The following is a 22878-nucleotide window of genomic DNA, read 5'->3' as shown; positions in this document are numbered from 1 at the left end:
CAAAAAACCCGTGGCCCGCCCGCGGGGAGCCGGGCTACTTTCCGTCCATGGCCGAGATCCATGGTGTGTGCGAGGACCGCTTCGGCGAGGTGCGCGAGCTGCTGGCCGCCTCCCTGGACAAGGACGACGTCGGCGCCTCGGTGGCCGTCCACGTGGACGGCGAGCCGGTGGTGGACATCTGGGGCGGGTACGCCGACGCGGCCCGTACCGTCCCCTGGGAGCGCGACACCATCACCAACGTCTGGTCCACCACCAAGCCGATGACGGCGCTGTGCGCGCTGATCCTCGCCGACCGGGGCGAGCTCGACCTGGCCGCGCCGGTCGCCGCCTACTGGCCGGAGTTCGCCGCCGCGGGCAAGGAGCGGGTGCTCGTACGCCACCTGCTCTCCCACACCGCCGGCCTGCCCAGCTGGGACGAGCCGATGACGGTCGAGGACCTCTACGACTGGCGGCTGGCCACGACGCGGCTGGCCGGGCAGGCGCCGCGCTGGGAGCCGGGCGCCGAGGCCGGATACCACGCGATCACCCAGGGTTTCCTGGTCGGGGAGGTCGTCCGCCGCGTCACCGGGCGTAGCCTGGGCGCCTTCTTCGCCGAGGAGGTGGCCGGGCCGCTGGGGGCGGACTTCCACATCGGCCTCGCCGCCGGGCACGACCCCAGGGTCGCGCCCGTCATCCCGCCCCCGACGCCCATGGAAGCCCCGCCCGACCTGCCCGCCAATCCCGTGCTGCGGCCCGAGGAGGCCAACACCACCCCCTGGCGGCGCGCCGAAATCCCGGCCGGCAACGGGCACGGCAACGCCCGCTCGGTCGGCCTCGTACAGTCGGTCCTGGCCTGTGGCGGGACGCTGCGCGGCGTGCGGCTGCTGTCGGAGGAGGGCTGCGCGCGGGCCGTCGAGGAGCAGTTCCGGGGCTTCGACCGGGTCCTGGGCACGCGGATGTGGTACGGCATGGGCTACGGGCTGCTCGAGCCGCGTACGTGCTTCTGGGGCGGGATGGGCGGCTCGCTGGTCGTGATCGACCTCGACGCCCGCATGACGGTGGCGTACGTGATGAACCGGATGCTCAGCCAGGGCGACGACCGCGGCATGGGTTTCCTGCTGGCCGCCTACCAGGCGCTGTCCTCCTGACGCATTTGTGGCCGCTCTATAGCGGTCTTGTAGGGCTGTCCATGATCGTTGTATGCGGAACCCCCCGGAGGAAGGGAAGATCACGCATGCGCGTTCGTGCAGGTATCATCGCCGCTGGTATCGCGGCGCTGGCCGCCATCGGCATCGCCGCCCCCGCCCAGGCGGCCAGCTGGACATACATCGGCGAATACACCAGCTACAGCAAGTGTGTGGACATGGGCCAGTCGTACCAGCGTGAGGGCTGGAACGAGTACAAGTGCTCGCTCAACGGCACCGGCTGGTACTACCTCTGGGTCAGGTAGTCCCCGTTTCCCGGCGGCGCCTCCTCGCGAGAGGGGGCGCCGTTCGCGTGCCGGGACGACGCTCTAGGAGACCTGGCGGGACTCGTCGTTCGCGCTGCTGCGGATCTGCTGGATGCGCTGCTTGGTCAGACCGAGCAGCTCGCCGATGTCCCCGTCCGACAGGCCGAGCTCGTGCATGTGCTTGACGCGCTTCTTGAGCGTGCGCGTGTAGTCCTCGGCGATCGCGGCGGCCTGGCGCTGGAGGGCGGCGAAGTCGTCGAGGTCCTGCTCCGACAGGCCGGGCAGCGCGTAGTGGAAGACCGGCTTGGGCGCCTGCGGGCGGTCGGCGAAGAGGAACGGCAGCCCCTCGGCGACGTCCCCGTGCAGCTCCTTCAACGTGCGGGCGGACATGCCGCCGGCCACGCCGTCCACCTGGGCCAGCCACAGGCTGCCCGCCAGGGTGATGTGAACGTCAACGCGGTCCGCGGTCATGGATCCTCCAGCCAGTCGTCACCGAACAGGTGCGCGAGCCCCCGTTCGAGGGAGTCCACCAGGTGCGGGGTCTCCCCAGGGTAGAGCGGGACGATCGCGCGGGCCGCGACCCGGCCCTCGGCGTCCCACAGCAGGAGGAATCGCTGGCGTTTCGTCGTTTCCGCCCAGTCGCAGCGCAAGCCATGGGTGTGGGAGAGCCCGATGATCCGATCGCGGATGGCCGCATAGTCGTCTCGTTCCACCACACGCGGCAGACTATATAGCTTGCCCGCTACCGACAAGGGACCTTGTCGGCGAGATTAGTCAGCACCCCAGGCGTCGAGGAACGCCCGGACCGCGGCGCGGGCCAGCTCTCGCAGCTCGCCCTCCGGGATCGTACGGGTGCCCATCTGGGAACGGGCCTCCAGCGGCCCGACGAGCAGAGCCATGAACTGCTCGGCCGCGATGTCGGGATCGGCGGCGCGCAGGCGCCCCGCGAGCGCGAGCCGGGCCATCCGATCGGCGAGGGCCTGGTTGAGGCGGTCCGGGCCGCTCTCCTTGACGATGTCGAGGATGTCGGGAAAGCGAAGGATCTCCGAGTAGAGCAGCCGGCGCAGCGCGCACGAGCGGCCGTCGGTGTGCAGGCGCAGCAGCTCGTCGGCGACACCCTCCAACGTGGCACGCAGGTCCTCGCCCGGGTCGGCCAGCGGCTCCAGGGCTGCCAGGCGGGCGTTCAGCGTCATCTGCGCGGCAGCCTCGATGGCGCTCCTGAACAGGGTGGCCTTGTCCGTCATGTGGTTGTAGACCGTCGGCTTGGCCACGCCCGCCTCGTCCGCGATGTCCTGCACGCACGCCTGCGCATAGCCGAGCCGGGAGAACACGGCGAACGCGCCCTCCAGGATCGCCTGCCGCTTGTCGATGCGCCCGCGCGTGGTGGTGGCCATGCCTCCGAATTGTACCCGTCGGTTCAACTTCATGGACGTACGGGTTGCGAGCGAACGCATGAGGTAACTAGTTTGAACCCATGAGTTCAAATCCGCCGGACGACCGGCTGGACGCACGGCTGCTGGGCATGATCGGCGTGATCCTGCTCGGCGGCCTGCTGGGCATCCTCAACAGCACGATGGCCGCCGTAGCCATCGACACCCTGGCCGCGACCTTCGAGACCTCGCTGAGCACGATCGGCTGGACGTCCACCGGGTTCCTGCTGGCCGTGACGGCCACCATCCCGTTCACCACCTGGGCCGTCGACCGCTTCGGCGGCAAGCGGCTGTGGCTGGCCGGGCTGGCGCTGTTCCTCGCCGGATCGCTCGGGGCCGGGGTGGCCTGGGACGTGGGCGCCCTGATCGTGTTCCGCGTGGTGCAGGGGTTCGGGGCCGGGCTGCTCGACCCCCTCGTGCTGATCCTGCTGGCCCGCGCCGCCGGGCCGCGCCGGGCCGGGCGGGTGATGGGCCTGATGGGCGTGGTCCTGTCCCTGGGACCCGTGCTCGGGCCGATCGCGGGCGGCGCCGTGCTGGCCGGCCTGTCGTGGCGGTGGATGTTCCTGCTCAGCGTGCCCGTCGGCCTGGTGGCGCTACTGCTCGCGCTGCGCGTGATCCCCGCCGACGAGCCGTCCGAGGAGTCGTCGGCGCGGCTCGACGTCGTGGGGCTGGCGCTGCTCGGGCCCGGGTTCGCGGCCGTCGTCCTGGCCCTGTCGCAGACGGCCGAACAGGGGGCGTTCACCGCCTGGCAGGCGCTGCTCCCGCTGGGCGCGGGCCTGGCACTGCTGCTCGCCTACGCCGTACATGCGCTGTGGCGCCGCACCTCGCCCTTGATCGACCTGCGGCTGTTCACCAAGCGGGGCTTCACAGCCAGCGTCGCGATCATGGGCCTCGGCGGGCTGGCCCTCTTCGCCGCCCTGTTCGCCCTGCCCCTGTACTACCAGCAGGCCCACGGGCACGGCGTGCTCGCCGCCGGGCTGCTGATGGCGCCACTGGGGCTCGGCGGCGCGCTCGCCATGCCGCTGGCCGGACAGCTCTCGGACCGGCTCGGCGCCCGCGGCCTGGCCACCGGCGGCGCGCTCCTGGCCGGGCTCAGCGCGCTGGCCTTCACCCGGATCGGCGCGGACACGCCCGAGGTCTGGCCGGCGCTGGCGGCGTTCACGATCGGGCTGGGCAGCGGGTGCTTCAGCGCGCCCACGATGGGCTCCCTCTACCGGGCCCTGCCGCCGCCCATGGTGGCGCAGGGCAGCTCGGTGCTCTACATGCTCAACCAGCTCGGCGCGGCGCTCGGCGTCGCCGTGGTCACGCTCATCCTCCAGACCTCCGGAGACGTGATCACCGGCTTCCACGGCATCTTCTGGCTCGTCGTGGCGGTGATCGTGATCATCCTGGCCGCCGTCCCGCTGCTGCCGGGCCGGCCCCGTACGGAGGCCGTACCGGAAGCGGAGCCCGCGAGGAGCGCGTCATGAGGACACTGGTGATCAGCGGCGGAACGGACGGCATGGGACGGGCTCTCGCCCGCACCTACCTCGAACGGGGCGACACCGTGGCCGTCATCGGGCGCGACAGGTCCAAGGCGCTGCCCGGAGCGGTGTTCATCCCGGCGGACCTGAGCCTGATCAGCGAGAACCGGCGGGTGATCGCCGAAATCAACGCCGAATTCCCGGCCGTGGACGCGCTCGTGCTGTGCGCGCGCTACTTCCGCACGCACCGGTTCGTGACGGCGGAGGGCCTGGAGGGAACGTTCGCGCTGGACTACCTGAGCCGCTTCCTCCTCAGCCACGGCCTCACCGCGCCCCGCCTCGTCGTGAACGTCTCAGGCCCCGGCCAGCCGACCGGCCTCATCCGCTGGCACGACCTCATGCTCGAACGCGGGTACGACGGCATGGCCGCCCAGTTCCAGGCCGGCAAGGCGAACGACCTGCTGGGCGTGGCCTTCGCCGCCCGGCACGGCAGCCGTACCCGCTACGTCCTCATGCATCCCGGAGGCGTCTCGACGAGCGTCGCCGGCGAGTACGACGCGGCGACCGCCGCGCACGTGGAGGCGCTCAAGAAGCACGGGCTGCCGGTCGAGGAGGGCATCAAACCGATCGTCGCCCGCATCGACGACCCGCCCGCCGAGCCGCTCAGCGCCTTCATGCGAGAGCGCCGGATCGCCCTGGACCCCGGGTCCTTCGACCCGGCCGCCGCGGAACGACTCCACGAGCTCACGCTGAAGATGATCGGCTCGGCGGGGAACCGAGTGTCCTACCCCTTGTAGTTGAAGATCTGGCGGAGCGTGTGCTGGACCTCCACGAGATCCTGCTGGTCCGCCATCACCTGGTCGATCGACTTGTACGCCTCGGGGTGCTCGTCCACCAGCGCGGCGGCCCGATCCGCGTTCCAGGTGCGGCCGCCCATCGCCGCCTTGAGCGAAGCCGCGGACAGCTCCCGCTTCGCCTTGGTACGCGACATCCGGCGGCCCGCGCCGTGGGAGCACGAGTTGTACGACTCGGGGTTACCGCGACCGCGCACGATGTACGAGCGCGTGCCCATCGAGCCCGGGATCACGCCCTCGTCACCGGTGTCGGCCTTGATCGCGCCCTTGCGGGTGATCCACAACGTCTTGCCGTAGTGGGTCTCCTGCTGGGTGAAGTTGTGGTGACAATTGATAGTGCGGACCCGCTCGCCCTTGCCGACGACCCTGAACAGGGCGTTGATCAGGACCCGGTCCATCCGCGCCCGCGAGGCCATGGCGTAGTGCTGCGCCCACAGCATGTCCTCGATGTACGCGGTGAACTCCGGCGTGCTCTGCACGAGATACGCCAGGTCCGGGTCCTCCAGGCCGGCGGCCTGCTCCTTCATCAGCTTCTTCGCGCCAATGATGTGCATCTGGGCGAGCTGGTTGCCGATGCCGCGCGACCCCGAGTGCAGCACCGTCCAGACGTGGGCCCGCTCGTCCAGGCAGACCTCGACGAAGTGGTTGCCCGAGCCGAGCGTGCCGAACTGGTCGCTCACCTTCTTGGTCTGCTTGGGGGTGAGGTCGGTGTGCGGGAGCCCGAGGTCGCTGAGCGCACGGTCAACGGCCGGGTCTTCGTGCCCCTTGCCGACGCCGGCGGGGATGCGGTGCTCCACCATCGGCATCAGGGCGGCGAGGGTCTCGGGCAGGTCGGCGGCCGTGAGCGTCGTCTCGGTGGCCACCATGCCGCAGCCGATGTCCACGCCGACGGCGGCCGGGATGATCGCGTTTTCCGTGGGGATCACCGAGCCGACCGTCGCACCGATGCCGACGTGCGCGTCGGGCATGAGAGCGACGTGGCCGGAGACGAACGGCAGGCGGGCGGTGCGCGCGGCCTGCGTGATCGCGCCTTCGTCGATCTCGCTGGCCCACGACAGCAGGTTCGGTGCGGGCTGGTTAGGCATGGGTGAAATCTCCTCACTGGTTCTTGATCAGTGTGGCGTGACCAGCAAAGATTTCCCAGCCATTTTATCGAAGCCGGGTTTGACGGGCGGCGAATGTCAATCGCCTGAATACATGCGGTTCAGGTCCACGAGCTCAACGTCCGCGCGCCCGCGTGCCGCCTCCACCAGATCGCCGGTGAATCCGGAGCGTGCGAACAGCAGCAGTTTGGGCTGCGTGCCGATCCGGGCGTCGGGAAGCAGCGCGCGCAGGTGATCCAGCCGCTGAAGCTGGGAGACGTCCATGGGCGTGAGCGTGGCCTTGGCCTCGCCGATCGCGATGATCCGATCGGTGGCGAAGGAGTTTGTCTCGGTCACCACGATGTCGAGCCCATGTCCTTTGTGGTGCGCTCGGCAGGGGATTTCGCTCGGGCGTACGGCACTGGCCATTCCACCGAGCGTGTCGCTGGAGGCATGAAGGAAGCACCATTCCCGGGCGAGGTCTTCGAAATGGGGGCCGTAAATCTTCGAGGCCACCGTGTCGGCATTGGCACGCCAGACGCGGGCGGCCTGACCGCTGACGAGCTCGGGCTCGCGGCGCTGCGTGATCAACTGGTGCAGGCGGACGATCGGCTCGGCGATCCGGAAAACGCTTCGCTTGTCACGCAACGCGTCGTCGGCCTGCTCGACGAGGCCGATGCTCCGCAGACCGTTGAGCAAATGTGCCAGCGCGCTCACGGGACGGCCGAGGGCGGCGGCGATCTCCGAGCGGCGCCGGTTGCCCGCGCTGATGGCGCTCAGCGTGGCCGCGTACGAGGTGGGATCGGAGATCGAGGGCTCCTCCCGGAGCAGCAGCCCGCCTTCGCGAAACATCGCCGAGGCGGGATTCAGCAACCGCCGCTGCACCCATCGATCGAACCCGTCCAGGTCGGCCGGACCTGAGCCGCCACACATCTCCAGGTAGGCAGGGGTACCGCCGACGAGGGCATGCACCCGGAAAGCCAGCTCCGGGTCGCCGGTCAGGCCCCAGAAAGCAGCGGCATCGCGGAACCCGAAGGGCCGCACGATCAGCTCGAGCACCGCTCGGCCTCGTAGCGGCGCGCCTCCGCCCAGCAGCTGAGCCATCGTGGTCAACGCGCTGCCGCAGAGGATCAAACGGGTACGAGTGTGCTCCTTCGCGTGCCCCGTCGGGCTCAATGCCTGCTGCAGGTACGACGGCAGCGCCGGGGTCGCGGAGACCAGGTAGGGAAATTCGTCGACGATCACCGGCGTCGCCCGCTCCTCGCCGAGCCGGAGCAGTTCGTCGAGCCCTTCCCGCCAGTTGCCGAACGAGACCGGCTGCCGCAGCCCGCGATAGGCAGCGTAGGCGGCGCCGAGATCGGCCAGGTTCTGTGCCTCTGTCTGCTGGGTGGCGGCGAAAAGCAGGCCGCCGGTTTCCTGGGCGAGCAGTTCGAGCATGAGGGTCTTGCCCTGACGCCGACGCCCGTAGACCAGCCCCAAGGTGGCACCGTTCGCGGGGGCACTGGCGAAATCAGCCAGTTCCTCCCACTCCGTTTCACGCCCGAACAGGCGCTCCGGCTTACGAAGCATGGCCGTCACCTCCGGCAGATAATGATAGCCAGGATTATGATAGCCATACCTATCATTGTTCCCGTCACTGACTTGGCGGGCCGACCCGGCGCCGCCCTGGAAGAGCGGCTCGCCAAAGCACCCCCCGGGGACTCGCGATCGCCTCGCACGTCACCCTGGCGGCCACAGGCTGAGGCCGTCGCGAGCATCGCCCAGCACGAGGACAGCCGCCTGGAAACTGCCGATCCACAGGTCTTGATCATCGCTTCGTTCGGACAAGTACCGCCGGTTTGGCGGCGCTCAACGCCACGCCGTAGATCAGCGTTCCCCTTGTCCCGACGGCCTTCTGCAGAGCCCTCATCCGCCCAAGCGGGCGAAAAGCGGACAATTCATTGAGGGGTATGCGTGATCTCTCACTACTGCGCATGCCGCAGAAAGCAAAGTTATCCCCAGGATGCCGGCGGTCCATGTACGCGCATCATTCGATGTGCGATTATCGCACCATGAGCACGCTCGACTGGAACGAGATCGGAGAGCGAGTCCGCGAAGCGCGACTAGCCATGCAGCTGTCGCAGGACCAGCTGGCCCAGAAGACCGATCTCGACAGAACCATGATCAGCAAGATCGAGGCCGGTTCGAGGCGGCTCGACGCACTGGAGCTTGCCAGGGTGGCCCGCGCGCTGGACATGCCCATCGGCCACTTCCTCAACGCGCCGCCGGCGGTCATGTCGCACCGCACACCTTTGGCCGAGGACACAGCGAGCAATGCCGCCCAGGCCTCTTATCGCATCGACAGTGCGCTGGCGACGTGGATCCGCGAGATTCGCATGCTGATGTCGTTGGACGTACTTCAGCCAAAGCCGATCAAGCAGTATCCGGGTAAGGTCAACGGCGTTCCCGCAGCCATTGAGGCCGCCAAATGGTTGAGAGGCGAACTCCACCTGGGAATGGCTGCCATCGAATCGATGGCAGACTTTTGCGAGCAGTGCGGCCAGTACATTCTGGTGATCGACCTCCCAGGAGACGGCGCGTCTGCCGTGGACGGCGCTGTGGCGGCGGCGGTGGTGAGTCTCAACGGCGACCCCGGCCGGCGGCGAAGCACCGCGGCGCACGAACTCGGGCATCTCATACTCGGTGACGAGTACTCAACCGATGTGGGAGTCAGCGCTTCGCGTATGGAACGCGAAGAAGTGATCGACGCTTTCGCGGCAGAACTGCTCTTGCCGCTGGAGGCTATTCGGCGCGCCAAGAGAACAGCGCAGCCGATCCGATCCACACTTGTCGGGCTGGCGGCTCAATACCGCACATCCTGGAGCCTGGCACTACGGCAGGCCCGAGCGGCCGAGCTGATAAATCCGTCCGAAGAAAAGCGCCTGCGCGCATGCCCGCCGACCTATGCGGAATTCAGGGACTCAGTGGGATGGACACCACAACCAGATCTCAACTCCATCCGCGTGCCACCGAGTTTCGCGCACGCCGTCATGACGGCCTACCGGCGCGGCCGGATCACCAGCAGTCGCGCCCTGGAGTTGATGCATGGGCAGCTCGAAACGGAGTCAGACCTGCCGCCGAGGTCCGATGAGGACGAGGCCCCATGACGACCGCGACGCCGGGCGACCGATTGCCCCCGCTCGTGCCGACGCCATGGTGATCCACCATTTCGCCAAATCGGACCGCCTCGACGTTCTTGGGGCCAGCGTCTCCGAGCTGTCGACCACGCACATCGTCGCCGGGGAGGTGGACAAGTACTGCCATCTGTATCCAACCCTTAGATCGATCAGAGAGCTCGAGTGGTTGCGCGTTCTACCTCAGGACACCGATGCGGAACTGATCGCATTCGAACGCTGGGTCAATCTGCTGGGCGCCGGCGAGCACGACCTAGGTGAAGCCAGCGTTTTCACTGCTGCCGAGATCCACCGGCTGGTTGCCATCACGGATGACCGGGATGCCACCAAGGTCGGACGTGCATGGGGGCTTGACGTCCACGGAACAGTGTGGCTGCTGACGCGACTTCACGGAATGGGCAAGATGACGCTTGTAGAAATCTGCGGACATGTGGATGCGCTGAGGGATACCGGCATGCGTCTGCCTTGTACTGGACGCGAACTTCCGCGGTGGGCACGCGAACGCCGACTTCTCTGAACCGACGACCCGCCGCGCCGAGCTGCTCGACGCCACGATGCGCTATGCGGCCGAACACGGGGGCCAGGCGGTCGCAGCGGCGACCCGATATCCCCGCTCTGTTCGCCGAGCGGCAGCGAACCGGTCACTCGCCTGCGGAGACCGTCACCGCTCTGTGGCGCGATCTGACGACCGGTGGCGAGCAGAAGCCCCGTACCCGCCTGCTGCTCGAGGTGCTGGCGTTCGCCGTCGCCGGGCCCGGCTTCACGCACTGCTCCCAAGCCGAGCGATACAGCGGCGCAGCGGGCGTCTCCTTCGACAGGGGATGAGCCTGCGCCCGAAAGATGACCAGTTCGTGCCCCAACCAGGCAAGGTCCTCTGCGGAATTCCTGAAAATCGGCTACCGCTCGTACAGCCGAAGACCAGGCCAATGCGTTGTCGAATTGCTGCAAGGGTATGCCCCGGCCAGGCGAAGACTTCGGTCCGGGGTGGGCTCCAGCAGGCCCAGCCGGTAACCAGGCAACGGGCGGGCCCGGCCAGCCGCCGAAGGCGTGGGGTGCGCCGATAGGCGCCTTTATGGAAACAGCCTGAGCCCCGAGCGCGAAGCGCTCCCTTGGGGAAGCCCTTTTTGCTCGGGGCGGGCATCAGACGGCCCACTGTCCAGAGGGGTAACGGGTGGGTGGAGCCGCGCAACCTACTACTTGGCGTTGGCCTTCAGGTAGTCGGTGTTCATGCGGGCGATGGTGTCCAGAGGGATGCCCTTGGGGCACACCGCCGTGCACTCTCCCGTGTTCGTGCAGCCGCCGAACCCCTCCGCGTCCATCTGGTCCACCATGGCCTTGGCGCGGGACAGGCGCTCCGGCTGGCCCTGGGGCAGCAGGCTCAGGTGGGTGATCTTGGCGGCGGTGAACAGGGAGGCGGAGCCGTTCGGGCAGGCCGCCACGCACGCGCCGCACCCGATGCAGGTCGCCGCGTCGAAGGCCGAGTCCGCGTCCTCCTTGCGTACGGGGATGCTGTGGGCGTCCGGGGCCGAGCCGGCCGGGACCGAGACGAAGCCGCCCGCCTGGATGATCCGGTCGAAGGCGCTGCGGTCCACGACCAGGTCCTTGACGACGGGGAAGGGGGCGGCGCGCCACGGCTCGATGGTGATCGTGGCGTCGTCCTCGAAGTGGCGCATGTGCAGCTGGCACGTCGTCGTCGCGCGCTGTTCGCCGTGCGCGACGCCGTTGATGACCATGCCGCACATGCCGCAGATGCCCTCGCGGCAGTCGTGGTCGAAGGCGATCGGGTCGTCGCCCTCCAGGATGAGACGCTCGTTGAGGACGTCCAGCATCTCCAGGAAGGACATGTCCGGGGAGACGTCCTCGACTCGGTAGGTCACCATCCGGCCGGCATCGGTAGGGCCGCTCTGGCGCCAGACCTTGAGGGTCAGGTTCACTTGTAGCTCCGCTGGCTCATCTTGACGTACTCGTACTCGAGCGCTTCCTTGTGCAGCACCGGCCCGTCGGGCGTGGACTCCCAGGCCGACACGTGCGCGAAGTGCTCGTCGTCGCGCAGCGCCTCGCCGTCGGCGTCCTGGGACTCGGCGCGGAAGTGGCCGCCGCAGGACTCCGTGCGGACCAGGGCGTCCAGGCACATGAGCTCGGCCAGGTCGAAGAAGTCGGCGACGCGGCCGGCCTTCTCCAGGACCTGGTTCAGCTCCTCCGCCGTGCCGCTCACCTTGACGTTCTGCCAGAACTCCGCGCGGAGCTCGGGGATGCGCTCCAGCGCCTTGCGCAGCGACTCCTCGGTGCGCTCCATGCCGCAGTAGTCCCACATGAGCTTGCCCAGCTCGCGGTGGAAGGAGTCGGGGGTACGGGTGCCGTTCACGGCCAGGAGCCGGTCGATCTTGTTCCGAACCTTGATCTCGGCCTCCGCCACGGCCTCCTCGTCCACGTCGCCGAACGGACCGGCGGCCAGGTAGTCGCCGAGGGTGGTCGGCAGGACGAAGTAGCCGTCGGCCAGGCCCTGCATCAGCGCCGAGGCGCCGAGGCGGTTCGCGCCGTGGTCGGAGAAGTTGGCCTCGCCGACGACGAACAGGCCCGGGATCGTGGACTGCAGGTCGTAGTCCACCCACAGCCCGCCCATCGTGTAGTGGACGGCCGGGTAGATGCGCATCGGCACGTCGTACGGGTTCTCGCCGGTGATGCGCTCGTACATCTCGAAGAGGTTGCCGTACTTCTTCTCCACGGCGTCGCGCCCGAGACGCCCGATGGCGTCGCGGAAGTCCAGGTAGACGCCCAGGCCGCCGGGGCCGACGCCGCGGCCCTCGTCGCAGACGTTCTTGGCGGCGCGGGAGGCGATGTCACGCGGGACCAGGTTGCCGAAGGCGGGGTAGATCCGCTCCAGGTAGTAGTCGCGCTCCTCGTCCGGGATGTCCCCGGGGGCGCGGGTGTCGTTCTTGCGCAGCGGCACCCAGACGCGGCCGTCGTTGCGCAGCGACTCCGACATCAGCGTCAGCTTCGACTGGTACTCGCCGGAGACGGGGATGCAGGTCGGGTGGATCTGCGTGTAGCAGGGGTTGGCGAAGTACGCGCCGCGCTCGTGCGCCCGCCAGATCGCCGTCGTGTTGCAGCCCTTGGCGTTCGTGGACAGGAAGAACACGTTCCCGTAGCCGCCCGTGGCCAGCACCACGGCGTCGGCGAGGTGGCGCTCGATCTCGCCGGTCACCATGTCGCGCACGATGACGCCGCGCGCCCGGCCGTCGGAGACGATCACGTCGAGCATCTCGTGCCGGGTGTGCATGGTCACGGTCCCGGCCGCGATCTGCCGCTCCAGCGCCTGGTACGCGCCCAGCAGGAGCTGCTGGCCCGTCTGGCCGCGGGCGTAGAACGTACGGGAGACCTGGGCGCCGCCGAAGGAGCGGGTGTCGAGGAGGCCGCCGTACTCGCGGGCGAAGGGGACGCCCTGGGCCACGGCCTGGTCGATGATGTTCACCGAGACCTGGGCCAGGCGGTAGACGTTCGACTCGCGGGCGCGGAAGTCGCCGCCCTTGACCGTGTCGTAGAAGAGCCGGTAGATGCTGTCGCCGTCGCCGCGGTAGTTCTTGGCGGCGTTGATCCCGCCCTGCGCCGCGATGGAGTGCGCGCGGCGCGGCGTGTCCTGGTAGCAGAACGACGTGACGTTGTAGCCCAGCTCACCCAGCGTCGCCGCGGCCGAGCCGCCCGCCAGGCCGGTGCCGACCACGATCACGTTGAGCTTGCGCTTGTTGGCGGGGTTGACCAGCTTCGCGCCGAACTTCCGCTTCTCCCACCGCTCCTCGATGGGCCCGGCCGGAGCCTTGGTGTCCCGGATCTCCGGGCCTTCCGTGAACTTCATTACTTCACAACTCCGAAGGTGATCGCGAGCGGCGGCGCCAGGAACCCGATGACCAGTACGGCGGACACCAGCCCGGCGACCGGCCGGAGGGCCTTGTTCCGCGTGCGGTTGGCCCAGCCGAGGGTCTGGAAGGCGCTCCAGATGCCGTGCCGCAGGTGCAGGCCGACCATGACGACGGCGACCACGTAGATCAGGGTCACCCACCACCGGGACGCGTCGAAGCCGGCGATCATCCGGTCGGCGGGCGCGGAGTCGAAGCCCTTGGGGTTCACGACGCCGAAGGTCAGGTCCAGCAGGTGCCAGACGAGGAAGAGCAGGATCGTGAGGCCGCCGAACCGCATGATGTGCGTCGCGTAGCCGTTCGCCTGCGACTTCTTGGCGACGTACTTGACCGGCCTGGCCTGGCGGGCGCGGCGGGCCAGCGAGATCGCGGCCCACATGTGCAGGACGACCGACACGACGAGGCCGACCTCGAGGATGGTCAGCACCGTCCGATAGGGCGCGATCGGCTCCAGGAGCGTACGCAGCGCGTGGGCGTACTCGTTGAACGAGTCCTTGCCCAGGAAGATCTTGAGGTTGCCGAGCATGTGGAGGACGAGGAAGAGCACCATCACGGCCCCGGTGACGGCCATGACGGCTTTCTTGCCGTTCGACGAGCGCAGGAACCCGCCGGGCCTCCTGCTCGTTGGAGCGTTCTTGGGAGCGGTAACAGGCGCGGTGGCTGCGCCGCGCTCTATCGTGGCAGTCACGCCTTCAGACGCTAGGTATCCAGCAATCATCCGTCCAAGTCATCACGGGCCTGGTTTCGATAGCCACCGGCTATGATGTCTGGTTTGTACGGTCGCCCCACGGAAACGACGCCGCTCGGTGCGAGGAAAATCACATGCAGTTGCAGCAGCTCGCGTACTTCGTGGCGGTCGCGGAGGCCAGGCACTTCACCCAGGCGGCCGAGCGCATGAGGGTCGCGCAGCCGTCGCTCAGCAAGCAGATCAAGGCCCTGGAGGCCGATCTGGGCGCCCCGCTGTTCTCCCGGGCCCGCGGCAACGTCACGCTGACGCCGGCCGGTGAGGCGCTGCTGCCGCTCGCCCGCAGGATCCTCGCCGACGCCGACACCGCCAGGCAGGAGGTGGCCCAGCTCGCCGGGCTCCGCCGGGGCCGGGTGCGGCTCGGCGCCACGCCGTCGCTCTGCGCGGGGCTGATGGCCGACGCGCTGGCGCGCTTCCACCGCGCGTACCCGGGGATCGAGCTCCTGGTGGAGGAGGGCGGCTCGCGTGACCTCGTCAGGGCGCTCGCGCGGGGGCAGCTCGACCTGTCGCTGATCATCATGCCGCTGCAGAGTGACGACCCCTCGCTGGTGACCGAGGAGATCCTGCGGGAGAACCTGGTGGTGGCCGCGCCCTCCCACGAGCGGCCGAAGGGCTCGTACATGGAGATCGAGGCCCTGCGCGGGCGCCAGATGGTGATGTTCAGGCGCGGCTACGACCTGCGGGAGGCCACGCTGGCGGCCTGCCGGCAGGCCGGGTTCGAGCCCAGGTTCGCGGTGCAGGGCGGCGAGATGGACGCCGTGCTGCGGTTCGTGGAGGCGGGGCTGGGCGTGGCCGTGGTGCCCTCGATGGTGCTCGACGGGCGCCCCGGGCTGTCCGGCACGCCGCTCGCGCCGCCGGGGCTCAGCCGTACGATCGCGCTGGCCCAGCGTAAGGACGTCGAGCCGACCAGGGCCGCCCAGGCGTTCAGGGAGACCCTGCTTTCGTTCGTCGTGGAGGCCGGTCACGAGGGTACGCTTCCGCAAGGGGTAGATCTCATCGCAGAATGACCTGGACGGACCGACCCCCCTGGCGAGGCGTTTTGACGGCACATCTTTCGGAGACGCTGACGTTGCTCCTGATCGAGGACGACGACGGTGACGCCTTCCTCGTGGAGGAGCTGCTCAAGCAGGCCCCCGCGCCGCCGAAGATCTTCTGGGCGCGCAGCCTGCAGGAGGCCAGGGCCAAGCTGACGCCCCGGATCCAGTGCGTGCTGGTCGATCTCTCGCTGCCCGACGCGAGCGGCCTGGAAGCCCTGGAGGAGGTGCTCGCGCTGGCGCCGCACACCGCCGTGCTGGTGCTTACCGGGCTCAGGGACTCGCACGTGGGCGTGGCCGCCGTCCAGGCCGGCGCGCAGGACTACCTGGTCAAGGGCGACGTCGACGCGCGGCTGCTGGCCAGGGCGATCCACTACTCGATGGAGCGCAAGCGGGCCGACCTGGCCCAGATCAGGCTCGTGCAGGCGGAGCTCACGGCCAAGGAGAACGCCAGGCTGCAGGGCGCGCTGCTCCCCGGCCCCCTGCTGCGTACCGAGGCGATCGAGCACGTCACCCGCTACCTGCCGGGCAGCGGCGGCACGCTGGCCGGCGACTTCTTCGACACCGTGCAGGCGCCGGACGGCTCGGTGCACATCGTGGTCGGCGACGTGTGCGGGCACGGCCCCGACGAGGCGGCGCTCGGCGTGGCGCTGCGCATCGCCTGGCGCACGCTGGTCCTCGCCGGTCAGACGGAAGACACGCTGCTGCGCACGATGGACGCCGTGCTGCGGGCCGAGCGCAAAACCCCCGAGATCTTCACCACGCTGTGCATGGCCACGATCAGCCCCGACCTGCGGCACGCCAGGATGCGCGTGGTCGGGCACCCGCCGCCGGTGCTGGTGCGCGACGGCGCCGTCCAGGTGGTCGACGGCACGCCCTCCGGGCCGCCGCTCGGGATCTTCTCGGACGCGGAGTGGTCGGTGATCGACGTGCCGCTGGGCGACGAGTGGTCCATGATGCTCTACACCGACGGCCTGATCGAGGCCGCGGTGGGCGAGGGCCAAGAGCTGCTCGGCGTGGAGGGCCTGCTCGATCTCGTACGCGAGCACGGCGCCATCGACCTCGACCGGCTCATCAAGCACGTGGGCACGCTGAGCGACGACCTCGCCGTGGTCCTGGTCCGGAGGAGGAGACCATGAGCATCAACCCGCTGCCTCCCCCCAAGGAGCCGACCGGGCTGGGCAGGCTGCCCGTGGCCCGCTGGTTCCTGGTCATGGGGCTGGTGGCCGGCGTCGTGCTCCTGGCCGGGATCGTGGTCGCGATGATGTTCAGCGCGCGGGCCCGCGCGCTGGCCCAGGCGCCCGCCGTCGAGCAGCAGCTCGACCAGCTCAATCTGGCGCTGATCGTGCTCTTCGCGGCGATGCTCGCCTTCGGCCTGGCGCTGGCCTTCATCATCCGGTATGTCGTGCTGAAGCCCATCGACCAGCTCACCCAGCAGGTCCGCACCGTGGCGGCCGGCGACTTCGACCACGCCCTGCACGTCGACAGGCCGGCGGAGCTGGCCGAGCTGTCCAGCCACGTCGACTCCATGCGCGGCCGCATCGTGTCGGCCTGGCGGACGGCCGACGACCAGGCCGAGGAGTTGCGCAGGTCCAACGGGGAGCTGGAGCAGTTCGCGTACGTGGCCAGCCACGACCTGCAGGAGCCGCTGCGCAAGGTCGCCAGCTTCACGCAGATGCTGGAGCAGCGCTACGGCTCCCAGCTCGACGATCGGGCCAAGCAGTACATCCACTACGCCGTCGACGGCGCCAAGCGCATGCAGCTGCTGATCAACGACCTGCTCGACTTCTCCAGGGTGGGCCGGGTGACCGGCGGGCGGACCACGGTCGACGCGGGGAAGGCGCTCGACACGGCGCTGGAGAACCTGTCGGCCACGATCGAGGACACCGAGGCCACGGTCACCAGGGACGAGCTGCCCGCGGTCAGGGGCAACCGGGTGCAGCTCACGCAGCTGTTCCAGAACCTGATCGAGAACGCGATCAAGTTCCGCTCCGAGGCGTCCCCGCGCATCCACATCGGGGCCACCAGGTCCGGCGACCTGTGGGAGTTCAGCTGTTCCGACAACGGCATCGGGGTCGAGCCCAAGTACGCCGACCGCATCTTCCTGATCTTCCAGCGACTCCACCCCCGCGACGTGTATCCGGGTACTGGCATCGGGCTGGCACTTTGCCGCAAGATCGTTGAGTACCACGGCGGACAGCTCTGGCTCGACGGCGATGCCGAGGGCCAGGGCACGACGTTCCGCTGGACACTGCCGGCCGCGGGAGACGACGATGAATGAGGGGCGCCCCATCGAGGTGCTTCTGGTGGAGGACGACCAGGGTGACATCCTGCTCACCAAGGAGGCCTTCGACTTCAACAAGGTGCGAAACCGGCTCAACGTGGTCAACGACGGTGAGCAGGCGATGGCGTACCTGCGTAACGAGGACGGATACACCGACGCGCCGCGGCCCGACCTCATCCTGCTCGACCTCAATCTGCCGAGGATGAGCGGCATGGAGGTGCTGGCAGAGGTCAAGGCCGACGCCGGGTTGCGGACGATCCCGGTGGTGATCCTGACGACCTCTGAGGCGGAGGAGGACATCCTGCACAGTTACCGGTTGCATGCCAACGCGTATGTGTCCAAACCGGTGGACTTTGAGCAATTTATCCGGGTTGTCCGGCAGATAGACGATTTTTTCGTGACTGTGGTTAAGTTGCCCGCCCAAGGGCAGCGCCCCTGACGGGCGTACGTGACAGGAATCACAGCTAAGCATCGAAATTGTGAGTGACCCCGCTCACAAATTCGCATGCTGTCGTCGTAACGTATCCCCCACCAACGCGCGCCTGAGCCGTCGCTCGCCGCCGCGCGCCCAGCGAATACGAAAACCACGGACCCCCTGCGCGACACGGGTCCGCGGGAGGTGGAGAGGTCCGCGATGACCCAGACTACGCCCGACGCTCCGGTCAGAAGGCAGCGAGCGCAAGTCAAGGTGCGCACCCTGCGTACCGACAGATGGTGGCTTGTTCCGCTGCTGACGTTCCTCGGGCTCAGCTCATTCCTTGTCTACGGCGTGTGGGCGATCATCGACAACAGCTACTTCGTCGATCCCTACATAGCGCCGTTCTCGTCGCCCTGTCTGGCGACGTCGTGTCCCGAGGGGGCCCGGCTGTTCGGCCTGGCGCCGTTCGGCGACTGGTACGCACTGCCGCCGGGGCTGCTCATTCTCGGCCTGCCGGGCGGTTTCCGGCTTACCTGCTACTACTACCGCAAGTCCTACTATCGCTCCTTCTGGCTCTCGCCTCCGGCGTGCGCCGTCCAGGAGCCGCACGGCAAGTACACCGGTGAGCGGCGCTTCCCGCTGATCCTGCAGAACGTGCACCGCTACTTCTTCTACGCGGCCATCGTGATCGGCCTCATCCTGGCCTACGACGCCGTCCTGGCGCTCGTCCACAAGCCGATCGGCCTGGGCACCTGGATCCTGGTCGTCAACGCCGTCCTGATCAACGCCTACACGCTGTCGTGCCACTCCTGCAGGCACATCACCGCGGGCAGGCTCAACCACTTCTCTCGCCACCCGCTGCGCTACCGGGCCTGGACGTTCGTGTCCAAGCTCAACGCCAAGCACCAACCCCTCGCGTGGGCCTCGATGTTCTCCGTCATGGGCGCCGACCTGTACGTCCGCCTGGTGGCCAAGGGCATCATCGCCTTCCCGTACGCGTAAGGACCAGCTTCAGTGGATAACTCGCTTAACACAGAGCGTCACGAATACGACGTCGTCGTCATCGGCGCGGGCGGCGCCGGCCTGCGAGCCGCGATCGAGGCCCGCCAGCAGGGCAAGAAGACGGCGATCGTGTGCAAGTCGCTGTTCGGCAAGGCGCACACCGTCATGGCCGAGGGCGGCGCGGCCGCCGCGATGGGCAACGTCAACCCGGCCGACAACTGGCAGGTGCACTTCCGCGACACCATGCGCGGCGGCAAGTTCCTCAACAACTGGCGGATGGCCGAGCTGCACGCCAAGGAGGCGCCCGACCGCGTCTGGGAGCTGGAGGCCTGGGGCGCGCTGTTCGACCGCACCAAGGACGGCAAGATCAGCCAGCGGAACTTCGGCGGGCACGAGTACCCGCGGCTCGCACACGTGGGCGACCGTACCGGCCTGGAGCTGATCCGCACGCTGCAGCAGCGCGTCGTCGCCCTCCAACAGGAGGACTACGAGAAGCACGGCGACTACGAGGCCTACATCAAGGTCTTCGCCGAGTGCACGATCACGCGGCTGCTCAAGGACGAGGAGCGGATCTCGGGCGCGTTCGGCTACTGGCGCGAGACCGGGAACTTCGTGCTTTTCGATGCGCCCACCGTGATCCTGGCCACCGGCGGCATCGGCAAGTCGTACGTCGTCACGTCCAACTCCTGGGAGTACACCGGCGACGGCCACGCCCTGGCCCTGCTCGCCGGCGCGAACCTGATCAACATGGAGTTCATCCAGTTCCACCCCACCGGGATGGTCTGGCCGCCCTCCGTGCGCGGCATCCTCGTCACCGAGTCCGTCCGCGGTGACGGCGGCGTGCTGCGCAACTCCGAGGGCAAGCGCTTCATGTTCGACTACATCCCGGACGTCTTCAAGGACAAGTACGCGACCACGGAGGAGGAGGGCGACCGCTGGTACACCGACCAGGCCAACAACCGGCGCCCGCCGGAGCTCCTGCCGCGTGACGAGGTGGCCCGCGCGATCAACGCCGAGGTGAAGGCCGGCCGCGGCTCACCCCAGGGCGGCGTCTTCCTCGACGTCTCGACCCGGCTGCCCGCCGAGGAGATCAAGAAGCGGCTGCCGTCGATGCACCACCAGTTCAAGGAGCTGGCCGACGTCGACATCACCGCCGAGCCCATGCAGGTGGGCCCGACCTGCCACTACATCATGGGCGGCGTCGAGGTGGACGCCGACACCGGCGCGGCGGCCGTGCCGGGGCTCTTCGCCGCGGGCGAGGTGTCCGGCGGCATGCACGGCTCCAACCGGCTGGGCGGCAACTCGCTGTCCGACCTGCTGGTGTTCGGGCGCCGGGCGGGCGCGGGCGCGGCGGCGTACGTGGACTCGCTGGAGGCCAGGCCCCGGGTCCTGCCCGAGCTCGTGGAGGAGGCCCGGCAGGAGGCGCTGGAGCCGCTGGGGCGCGACGGCGAGAACCCGTACGAGGTCCACCACGAGCTCCAGAGGACGATGAACGACCTGGTCGGCATCATCCGCAAGGCCGAGGAGGTCGCCGAGGCGCTCCAGGTCGTGGAGAAGCTCAAGGAGCGCGCCCAGGTGGTCGGCGCGGCCGGGTCCCGCATCTACAACCCCGGCTGGCACCTCGCGATCGACCTTCGCAACATGGTGCTGGTCTCGCAGTGCGTGGCGCGCGCCGCGCTGCTGCGCGAGGAGAGCCGCGGCGGGCACACCCGCGACGACTTCCCCGGGATGAGCCCGGATTGGCGCCGCAAGCTGCTCGTCTGCTCCACCGAGGACGGCTCCACGGTCAAGGTCGAGGAGAAGCTCCAGTCGAGCATGCGCGACGACCTGATCACCCTGTTCGACCGGGACGAGCTGAAGAAGTACCTCACCGACGAAGAGATGACCGAGTTCGACGGGATTTCGAAATGAGCTACAAGGCGAAGTTCAAGGTCTGGCGCGGTGAGGGCGGTGAGGGCAAGCTCGAGGACTTCACCGTCGAGGTGAACGAGGGCGAGGTCGTCCTCGACATCATCCACCGGCTGCAGGCCACGCAGGCGCCCGACCTGGCGGTGCGCTGGAACTGCAAGGCCGGCAAGTGCGGCTCCTGCAGCATGGAGATCAACGGCAAGCCGCGGCTGGGCTGCATGACCCGGATGTCCACCTTCGAGGAGGACGAGACCATCACGGTCACGCCGATGCGGACGTTCCCGGTCATCAAGGACCTGGTGACGGACGTGTCGTTCAACTACCAGAAGGCGCGGGAGATCCCGTCCTTCACGCCGCCGGCCGGCGTCCGGCCCGGCGAGTACCGGATGCAGCAGGTCGATGTCGAGCGGTCCCAGGAGTTCCGCAAGTGCATCGAGTGCTTCATGTGCAACAACGTCTGCCACGTCATCCGCGACCACGAGGAGAACAAGGCCGACTTCTCCGGCCCCCGGTTCCTCATGCGGATCGCCGAGCTGGACATGCACCCGTACGACGTGGCCGACCGCCAGGAGGCGGCGCAGGACCAGCACGGGCTCGGCTACTGCAACATCACCAAGTGCTGCACCGAGGTCTGCCCCGAACACATCAAGATCACCGACAACGCGCTGATCCCGATGAAGGAGCGCGTGGCGGACCGCAAGTACGACCCGCTGGTGTGGCTCGGCAACAAGATCTTCAGGCGCGCCAAGTAGGCACGTACGAATGAGGGGGGCTGGATCTCCAGCCCCCCTCATTTCGTTTCCCGGCTACTTCTTGCGGCCCCAGCGCCTGCGCTTGGGGTCCGGCATCTCCTTGGTCTGCTCCGGCTGCCCGGGCTCCGGCGGCAGCGGCTGGATGACGGTCGCCTCCGCGTCGGGCGCCAGGTAGGGCGGCGGGTCGTACGCCTGCTGCTCCTGGTTCCGGTCCGGCGGGTCGAACAGGGACTGGCCGCCCTGCCACGGCTCCGCGTCGCCGGACTCCGACGCCGAGACCGGCCCGAGCGGGCGCTCCTGGCCGGGGACCTCGTACGGGTCGCCGCCGCCCGGCGGGATGTCCGCCGGCGGCGGGTCCGCCGGGACCAGCGGCTCGAACGGGTCGCGGAACTCCTTGGGCTTGGGCGGTTCGTGGTTGAAGGAGTCGAACTCGTCCGGGTGCAGCACCATGGGCTCCGCCACCGGCGGCGGCGGGGGCTCCTGCGCGTAGTCCTGGGGCGGGTATTGGTGCTCCTCGTAGCCGGGGACCGGGCCGCTCGGATACGTCTGCACAGGGACGAAGCTGATGATCGGCGCGTACGCCGTGCCGCCCGGGTAGCCGGGCGCGGGGAAGCCCGCCGTGGCGTAGTAACCGGGCCCCGCGGGATACCCGCCGCCCGGAGGAGGCGGAGGCATGTCCGGCCGGCCCATCGGCGGCCCGGCCTTGCGCACGGCCGCCGCGTGGGCCATCCGGCGGAGGCGTCCCTCGAAGATCAGGACCGCGAAGAGCGCGAGCAGGACCAGCACCAGCGCGGGGATGCTGAGCTTCTGCGTCAGCGACTTCTGGTCGAACTCCGGCGCCGCGTTCCGCAGCTCCAGCGGCACCTCCTCGGAGGAGGCGGGCTGCGTGTCGCTCGGCTGCACCGACGGCGCCGTGACCGGCTCGGAGGACGCGACCTCCGGAATGTCGATGGACTGTTCGGGGGTGCTCTGCGCGGAGGTCGGGGGCGTCTCGACCGTCTGGGTGGGCAGCGGCTGGGGGTTCTGGTTCTGCGGCGGCGGTGCGCTGGTGGTCGCCGGAGGCGTCGTGCTCTTGGTCGGCTTGGGGGTCTTGCTCGCCTTCGTCGGAGTCGAGGTGACGGTCTTGGTGATCGTCGTCTCCGGCTCCTCGGGCTCCGGCGTGCCCGCCGTCTCGGTGACCGTGACGGTGGTCTCCGGGGTCGTGTCGCACACCTCGCCGATGTCACAGGGCTCGACCGGCTGGTACGCCGACACGGACGCACTCGCGCTCTGTACGATGAACGGTGTCGCTCCGACGCCGGCCAGGCCCAGCGCCAGGACGACAGCGGACGCGGCCGTCGCTCGCGTGCGTGCCACCGGTGCCCTCCGCGTATCCCGGAACCTTGGTCAA

23 protein-coding genes are annotated in these 22878 nt (G+C 68.8%); 14 read left to right on the top strand and 9 right to left on the bottom strand.

All coding sequences use genetic code 11. The annotated features are described in order from the left end of the window. Positions 1-47 precede the first annotated feature (47 nt). Together ACWDRB_RS13275 and ACWDRB_RS13270 are read left to right on the top strand one after the other, a co-directional pair. Positions 48-1127: a serine hydrolase domain-containing protein gene (locus ACWDRB_RS13275; RefSeq protein WP_397373226.1), complete on the top strand. Its 1080-nt coding sequence runs from the start codon at positions 48-50 to the stop codon at positions 1125-1127. An 86-nt stretch (positions 1128-1213) separates the two neighbouring features. Then, positions 1214-1429 (top strand): hypothetical protein, encoded by a 216-nt coding sequence (locus tag ACWDRB_RS13270; protein ID WP_449893499.1) that lies wholly within the window; start codon positions 1214-1216, stop codon positions 1427-1429. A gap of 63 nt (positions 1430-1492) precedes the next feature. On the opposite strand, the gene ACWDRB_RS13265 is transcribed toward ACWDRB_RS13270, so the two are convergent. Genes ACWDRB_RS13265 through ACWDRB_RS13255 form a run of 3 tightly spaced genes read right to left on the bottom strand, consistent with a single transcriptional unit; the run spans position 1493 to position 2823 of the window. Next, the gene (locus ACWDRB_RS13265; RefSeq protein WP_449893497.1) at positions 1493-1900 is read right to left on the bottom strand and encodes a hypothetical protein; all 408 of its coding nucleotides are present in this window, start codon (positions 1898-1900) and stop codon (positions 1493-1495) included. After that, a complete protein-coding gene (locus ACWDRB_RS13260) occupies positions 1897-2145 on the bottom strand; it encodes a hypothetical protein (protein WP_185068507.1) in 249 nt (82 codons plus the stop codon). Before ACWDRB_RS13260 ends, ACWDRB_RS13265 begins: the two co-directional genes overlap by 4 nt. Before the next feature lie 54 nt (positions 2146-2199). Next, positions 2200-2823 (bottom strand): TetR/AcrR family transcriptional regulator, encoded by a 624-nt coding sequence (locus ACWDRB_RS13255; protein ID WP_449893494.1) that lies wholly within the window; start codon positions 2821-2823, stop codon positions 2200-2202. A gap of 80 nt (positions 2824-2903) precedes the next feature. Here ACWDRB_RS13255 and ACWDRB_RS13250 point away from each other — a divergent pair, with 80 nt between their 5' ends. Together ACWDRB_RS13250 and ACWDRB_RS13245 are read left to right on the top strand one after the other, a co-directional pair. After that, positions 2904-4328, top strand: a complete 1425-nt coding sequence (locus tag ACWDRB_RS13250) for a DHA2 family efflux MFS transporter permease subunit (protein ID WP_449893492.1) — start codon at positions 2904-2906, stop codon at positions 4326-4328. Further along, complete coding sequence (locus ACWDRB_RS13245) at positions 4325-5119, top strand: SDR family NAD(P)-dependent oxidoreductase (protein WP_363970860.1); 795 nt, start codon at positions 4325-4327, stop codon at positions 5117-5119. Before ACWDRB_RS13250 ends, ACWDRB_RS13245 begins: the two co-directional genes overlap by 4 nt. On the opposite strand, the gene ACWDRB_RS13240 is transcribed toward ACWDRB_RS13245, so the two are convergent. Both ACWDRB_RS13240 and ACWDRB_RS13235 read right to left on the bottom strand, forming a co-directional pair. Next, positions 5107-6261, bottom strand: a complete 1155-nt coding sequence (locus ACWDRB_RS13240) for an RtcB family protein (protein WP_449893490.1) — start codon at positions 6259-6261, stop codon at positions 5107-5109. The two genes, ACWDRB_RS13245 and ACWDRB_RS13240, sit on opposite strands and share 13 nt — an antisense overlap. Positions 6262-6357: 96 nt before the next feature. After that, a complete protein-coding gene (locus ACWDRB_RS13235; protein ID WP_449893488.1) occupies positions 6358-7827 on the bottom strand; it encodes an AAA family ATPase in 1470 nt (489 codons plus the stop codon). A gap of 482 nt (positions 7828-8309) precedes the next feature. Between ACWDRB_RS13235 and ACWDRB_RS13230 the strand changes: the two genes are divergently transcribed. Genes ACWDRB_RS13230 through ACWDRB_RS13220 form a run of 3 tightly spaced genes read left to right on the top strand, consistent with a single transcriptional unit; the run spans position 8310 to position 10256 of the window. Then, complete coding sequence (locus ACWDRB_RS13230) at positions 8310-9404, top strand: helix-turn-helix domain-containing protein (protein WP_449893486.1); 1095 nt, start codon at positions 8310-8312, stop codon at positions 9402-9404. Between the two features lie 46 nt (positions 9405-9450). After that, positions 9451-9948, top strand: a complete 498-nt coding sequence (locus ACWDRB_RS13225) for a hypothetical protein (protein ID WP_449893484.1) — start codon at positions 9451-9453, stop codon at positions 9946-9948. 44 nt (positions 9949-9992) lie between these two features. Continuing rightward, positions 9993-10256 (top strand): hypothetical protein, encoded by a 264-nt coding sequence (locus ACWDRB_RS13220; protein WP_449893482.1) that lies wholly within the window; start codon positions 9993-9995, stop codon positions 10254-10256. A 368-nt stretch (positions 10257-10624) separates the two neighbouring features. Here the strand turns inward: ACWDRB_RS13220 and ACWDRB_RS13215 are convergent, their stop codons facing one another. From ACWDRB_RS13215 to ACWDRB_RS13205, 3 genes are read right to left on the bottom strand one after another with little or no spacing between them, the layout of a single operon-like run. Beyond that, entirely contained in the window at positions 10625-11365 is a 741-nt protein-coding gene (locus ACWDRB_RS13215; protein ID WP_350725586.1) for a succinate dehydrogenase/fumarate reductase iron-sulfur subunit, read from the bottom strand. Further along, entirely contained in the window at positions 11362-13284 is a 1923-nt protein-coding gene (locus ACWDRB_RS13210) for a fumarate reductase/succinate dehydrogenase flavoprotein subunit (protein ID WP_350725588.1), read from the bottom strand. The genes ACWDRB_RS13215 and ACWDRB_RS13210 overlap by 4 nt, the downstream gene beginning before the upstream one ends. Further along, positions 13284-14033 (bottom strand): succinate dehydrogenase cytochrome b subunit, encoded by a 750-nt coding sequence (locus ACWDRB_RS13205; RefSeq protein ID WP_350725590.1) that lies wholly within the window; start codon positions 14031-14033, stop codon positions 13284-13286. Before ACWDRB_RS13205 ends, ACWDRB_RS13210 begins: the two co-directional genes overlap by 1 nt. A 134-nt stretch (positions 14034-14167) precedes the next feature. Here ACWDRB_RS13205 and ACWDRB_RS13200 point away from each other — a divergent pair, with 134 nt between their 5' ends. The 7 genes from ACWDRB_RS13200 to ACWDRB_RS13170 all read left to right on the top strand — a co-directional run bounded on the left by ACWDRB_RS13200 (position 14168) and on the right by ACWDRB_RS13170 (position 21488). Continuing rightward, entirely contained in the window at positions 14168-15097 is a 930-nt protein-coding gene (locus ACWDRB_RS13200) for a LysR family transcriptional regulator (protein ID WP_449893479.1), read from the top strand. A 32-nt stretch (positions 15098-15129) separates the two neighbouring features. Continuing rightward, a complete protein-coding gene (locus tag ACWDRB_RS13195) occupies positions 15130-16263 on the top strand; it encodes a PP2C family protein-serine/threonine phosphatase (protein ID WP_449893476.1) in 1134 nt (377 codons plus the stop codon). Further along, on the top strand, positions 16260-17405 hold the full coding sequence (locus ACWDRB_RS13190) for a sensor histidine kinase (protein WP_449893473.1): 1146 nt from the start codon (positions 16260-16262) through the stop codon (positions 17403-17405). The genes ACWDRB_RS13195 and ACWDRB_RS13190 overlap by 4 nt, the downstream gene beginning before the upstream one ends. Then, a complete protein-coding gene (locus tag ACWDRB_RS13185; RefSeq protein WP_350725597.1) occupies positions 17398-17847 on the top strand; it encodes a response regulator in 450 nt (149 codons plus the stop codon). Before ACWDRB_RS13190 ends, ACWDRB_RS13185 begins: the two co-directional genes overlap by 8 nt. Before the next feature lie 195 nt (positions 17848-18042). Then, positions 18043-18828 (top strand): hypothetical protein, encoded by a 786-nt coding sequence (locus ACWDRB_RS13180; protein WP_350725598.1) that lies wholly within the window; start codon positions 18043-18045, stop codon positions 18826-18828. A 12-nt stretch (positions 18829-18840) separates the two neighbouring features. After that, the gene (locus tag ACWDRB_RS13175) at positions 18841-20739 is read left to right on the top strand and encodes a fumarate reductase/succinate dehydrogenase flavoprotein subunit (protein ID WP_449893469.1); all 1899 of its coding nucleotides are present in this window, start codon (positions 18841-18843) and stop codon (positions 20737-20739) included. Then, a complete protein-coding gene (locus tag ACWDRB_RS13170; RefSeq protein ID WP_449893467.1) occupies positions 20736-21488 on the top strand; it encodes a succinate dehydrogenase/fumarate reductase iron-sulfur subunit in 753 nt (250 codons plus the stop codon). Before ACWDRB_RS13175 ends, ACWDRB_RS13170 begins: the two co-directional genes overlap by 4 nt. A 54-nt stretch (positions 21489-21542) precedes the next feature. Here ACWDRB_RS13170 and ACWDRB_RS13165 read toward each other — a convergent pair whose 3' ends face one another. After that, positions 21543-22844, bottom strand: a complete 1302-nt coding sequence (locus tag ACWDRB_RS13165; RefSeq protein WP_449893465.1) for a hypothetical protein — start codon at positions 22842-22844, stop codon at positions 21543-21545. Positions 22845-22878: the final 34 nt, after the last annotated feature.

The sequence above is a fragment of the Nonomuraea sp. NPDC003707 genome (assembly GCF_053587055.1).
Note: the sequence above shows the minus strand (reverse complement) of the source record. Positions and strands in the feature narration are given on the sequence as shown.

Excerpts from the sequence above, each read along its gene's own strand:
- ACWDRB_RS13275 (WP_397373226.1), top strand. The coding sequence starts at position 48 with ATGGCCGAGATCCATGGTGTGTGCGAGGACCGCTTCGGCGAGGTGCGC.
- ACWDRB_RS13270 (WP_449893499.1), top strand. The coding sequence starts at position 1,214 with ATGCGCGTTCGTGCAGGTATCATCGCCGCTGGTATCGCGGCGCTGGCC.
- ACWDRB_RS13265 (WP_449893497.1), bottom strand. The coding sequence starts at position 1,900 with ATGACCGCGGACCGCGTTGACGTTCACATCACCCTGGCGGGCAGCCTG.
- ACWDRB_RS13255 (WP_449893494.1), bottom strand. The coding sequence starts at position 2,823 with ATGGCCACCACCACGCGCGGGCGCATCGACAAGCGGCAGGCGATCCTG.
- ACWDRB_RS13250 (WP_449893492.1), top strand. The coding sequence starts at position 2,904 with ATGAGTTCAAATCCGCCGGACGACCGGCTGGACGCACGGCTGCTGGGC.
- ACWDRB_RS13245 (WP_363970860.1), top strand. The coding sequence starts at position 4,325 with ATGAGGACACTGGTGATCAGCGGCGGAACGGACGGCATGGGACGGGCT.
- ACWDRB_RS13240 (WP_449893490.1), bottom strand. The coding sequence starts at position 6,261 with ATGCCTAACCAGCCCGCACCGAACCTGCTGTCGTGGGCCAGCGAGATC.
- ACWDRB_RS13235 (WP_449893488.1), bottom strand. The coding sequence starts at position 7,827 with ATGCTTCGTAAGCCGGAGCGCCTGTTCGGGCGTGAAACGGAGTGGGAG.
- ACWDRB_RS13230 (WP_449893486.1), top strand. The coding sequence starts at position 8,310 with ATGAGCACGCTCGACTGGAACGAGATCGGAGAGCGAGTCCGCGAAGCG.
- ACWDRB_RS13225 (WP_449893484.1), top strand. The coding sequence starts at position 9,451 with ATGGTGATCCACCATTTCGCCAAATCGGACCGCCTCGACGTTCTTGGG.
- ACWDRB_RS13220 (WP_449893482.1), top strand. The coding sequence starts at position 9,993 with ATGCGGCCGAACACGGGGGCCAGGCGGTCGCAGCGGCGACCCGATATC.
- ACWDRB_RS13210 (WP_350725588.1), bottom strand. The coding sequence starts at position 13,284 with ATGAAGTTCACGGAAGGCCCGGAGATCCGGGACACCAAGGCTCCGGCC.
- ACWDRB_RS13200 (WP_449893479.1), top strand. The coding sequence starts at position 14,168 with ATGCAGTTGCAGCAGCTCGCGTACTTCGTGGCGGTCGCGGAGGCCAGG.
- ACWDRB_RS13190 (WP_449893473.1), top strand. The coding sequence starts at position 16,260 with ATGAGCATCAACCCGCTGCCTCCCCCCAAGGAGCCGACCGGGCTGGGC.
- ACWDRB_RS13185 (WP_350725597.1), top strand. The coding sequence starts at position 17,398 with ATGAATGAGGGGCGCCCCATCGAGGTGCTTCTGGTGGAGGACGACCAG.
- ACWDRB_RS13180 (WP_350725598.1), top strand. The coding sequence starts at position 18,043 with ATGACCCAGACTACGCCCGACGCTCCGGTCAGAAGGCAGCGAGCGCAA.
- ACWDRB_RS13170 (WP_449893467.1), top strand. The coding sequence starts at position 20,736 with ATGAGCTACAAGGCGAAGTTCAAGGTCTGGCGCGGTGAGGGCGGTGAG.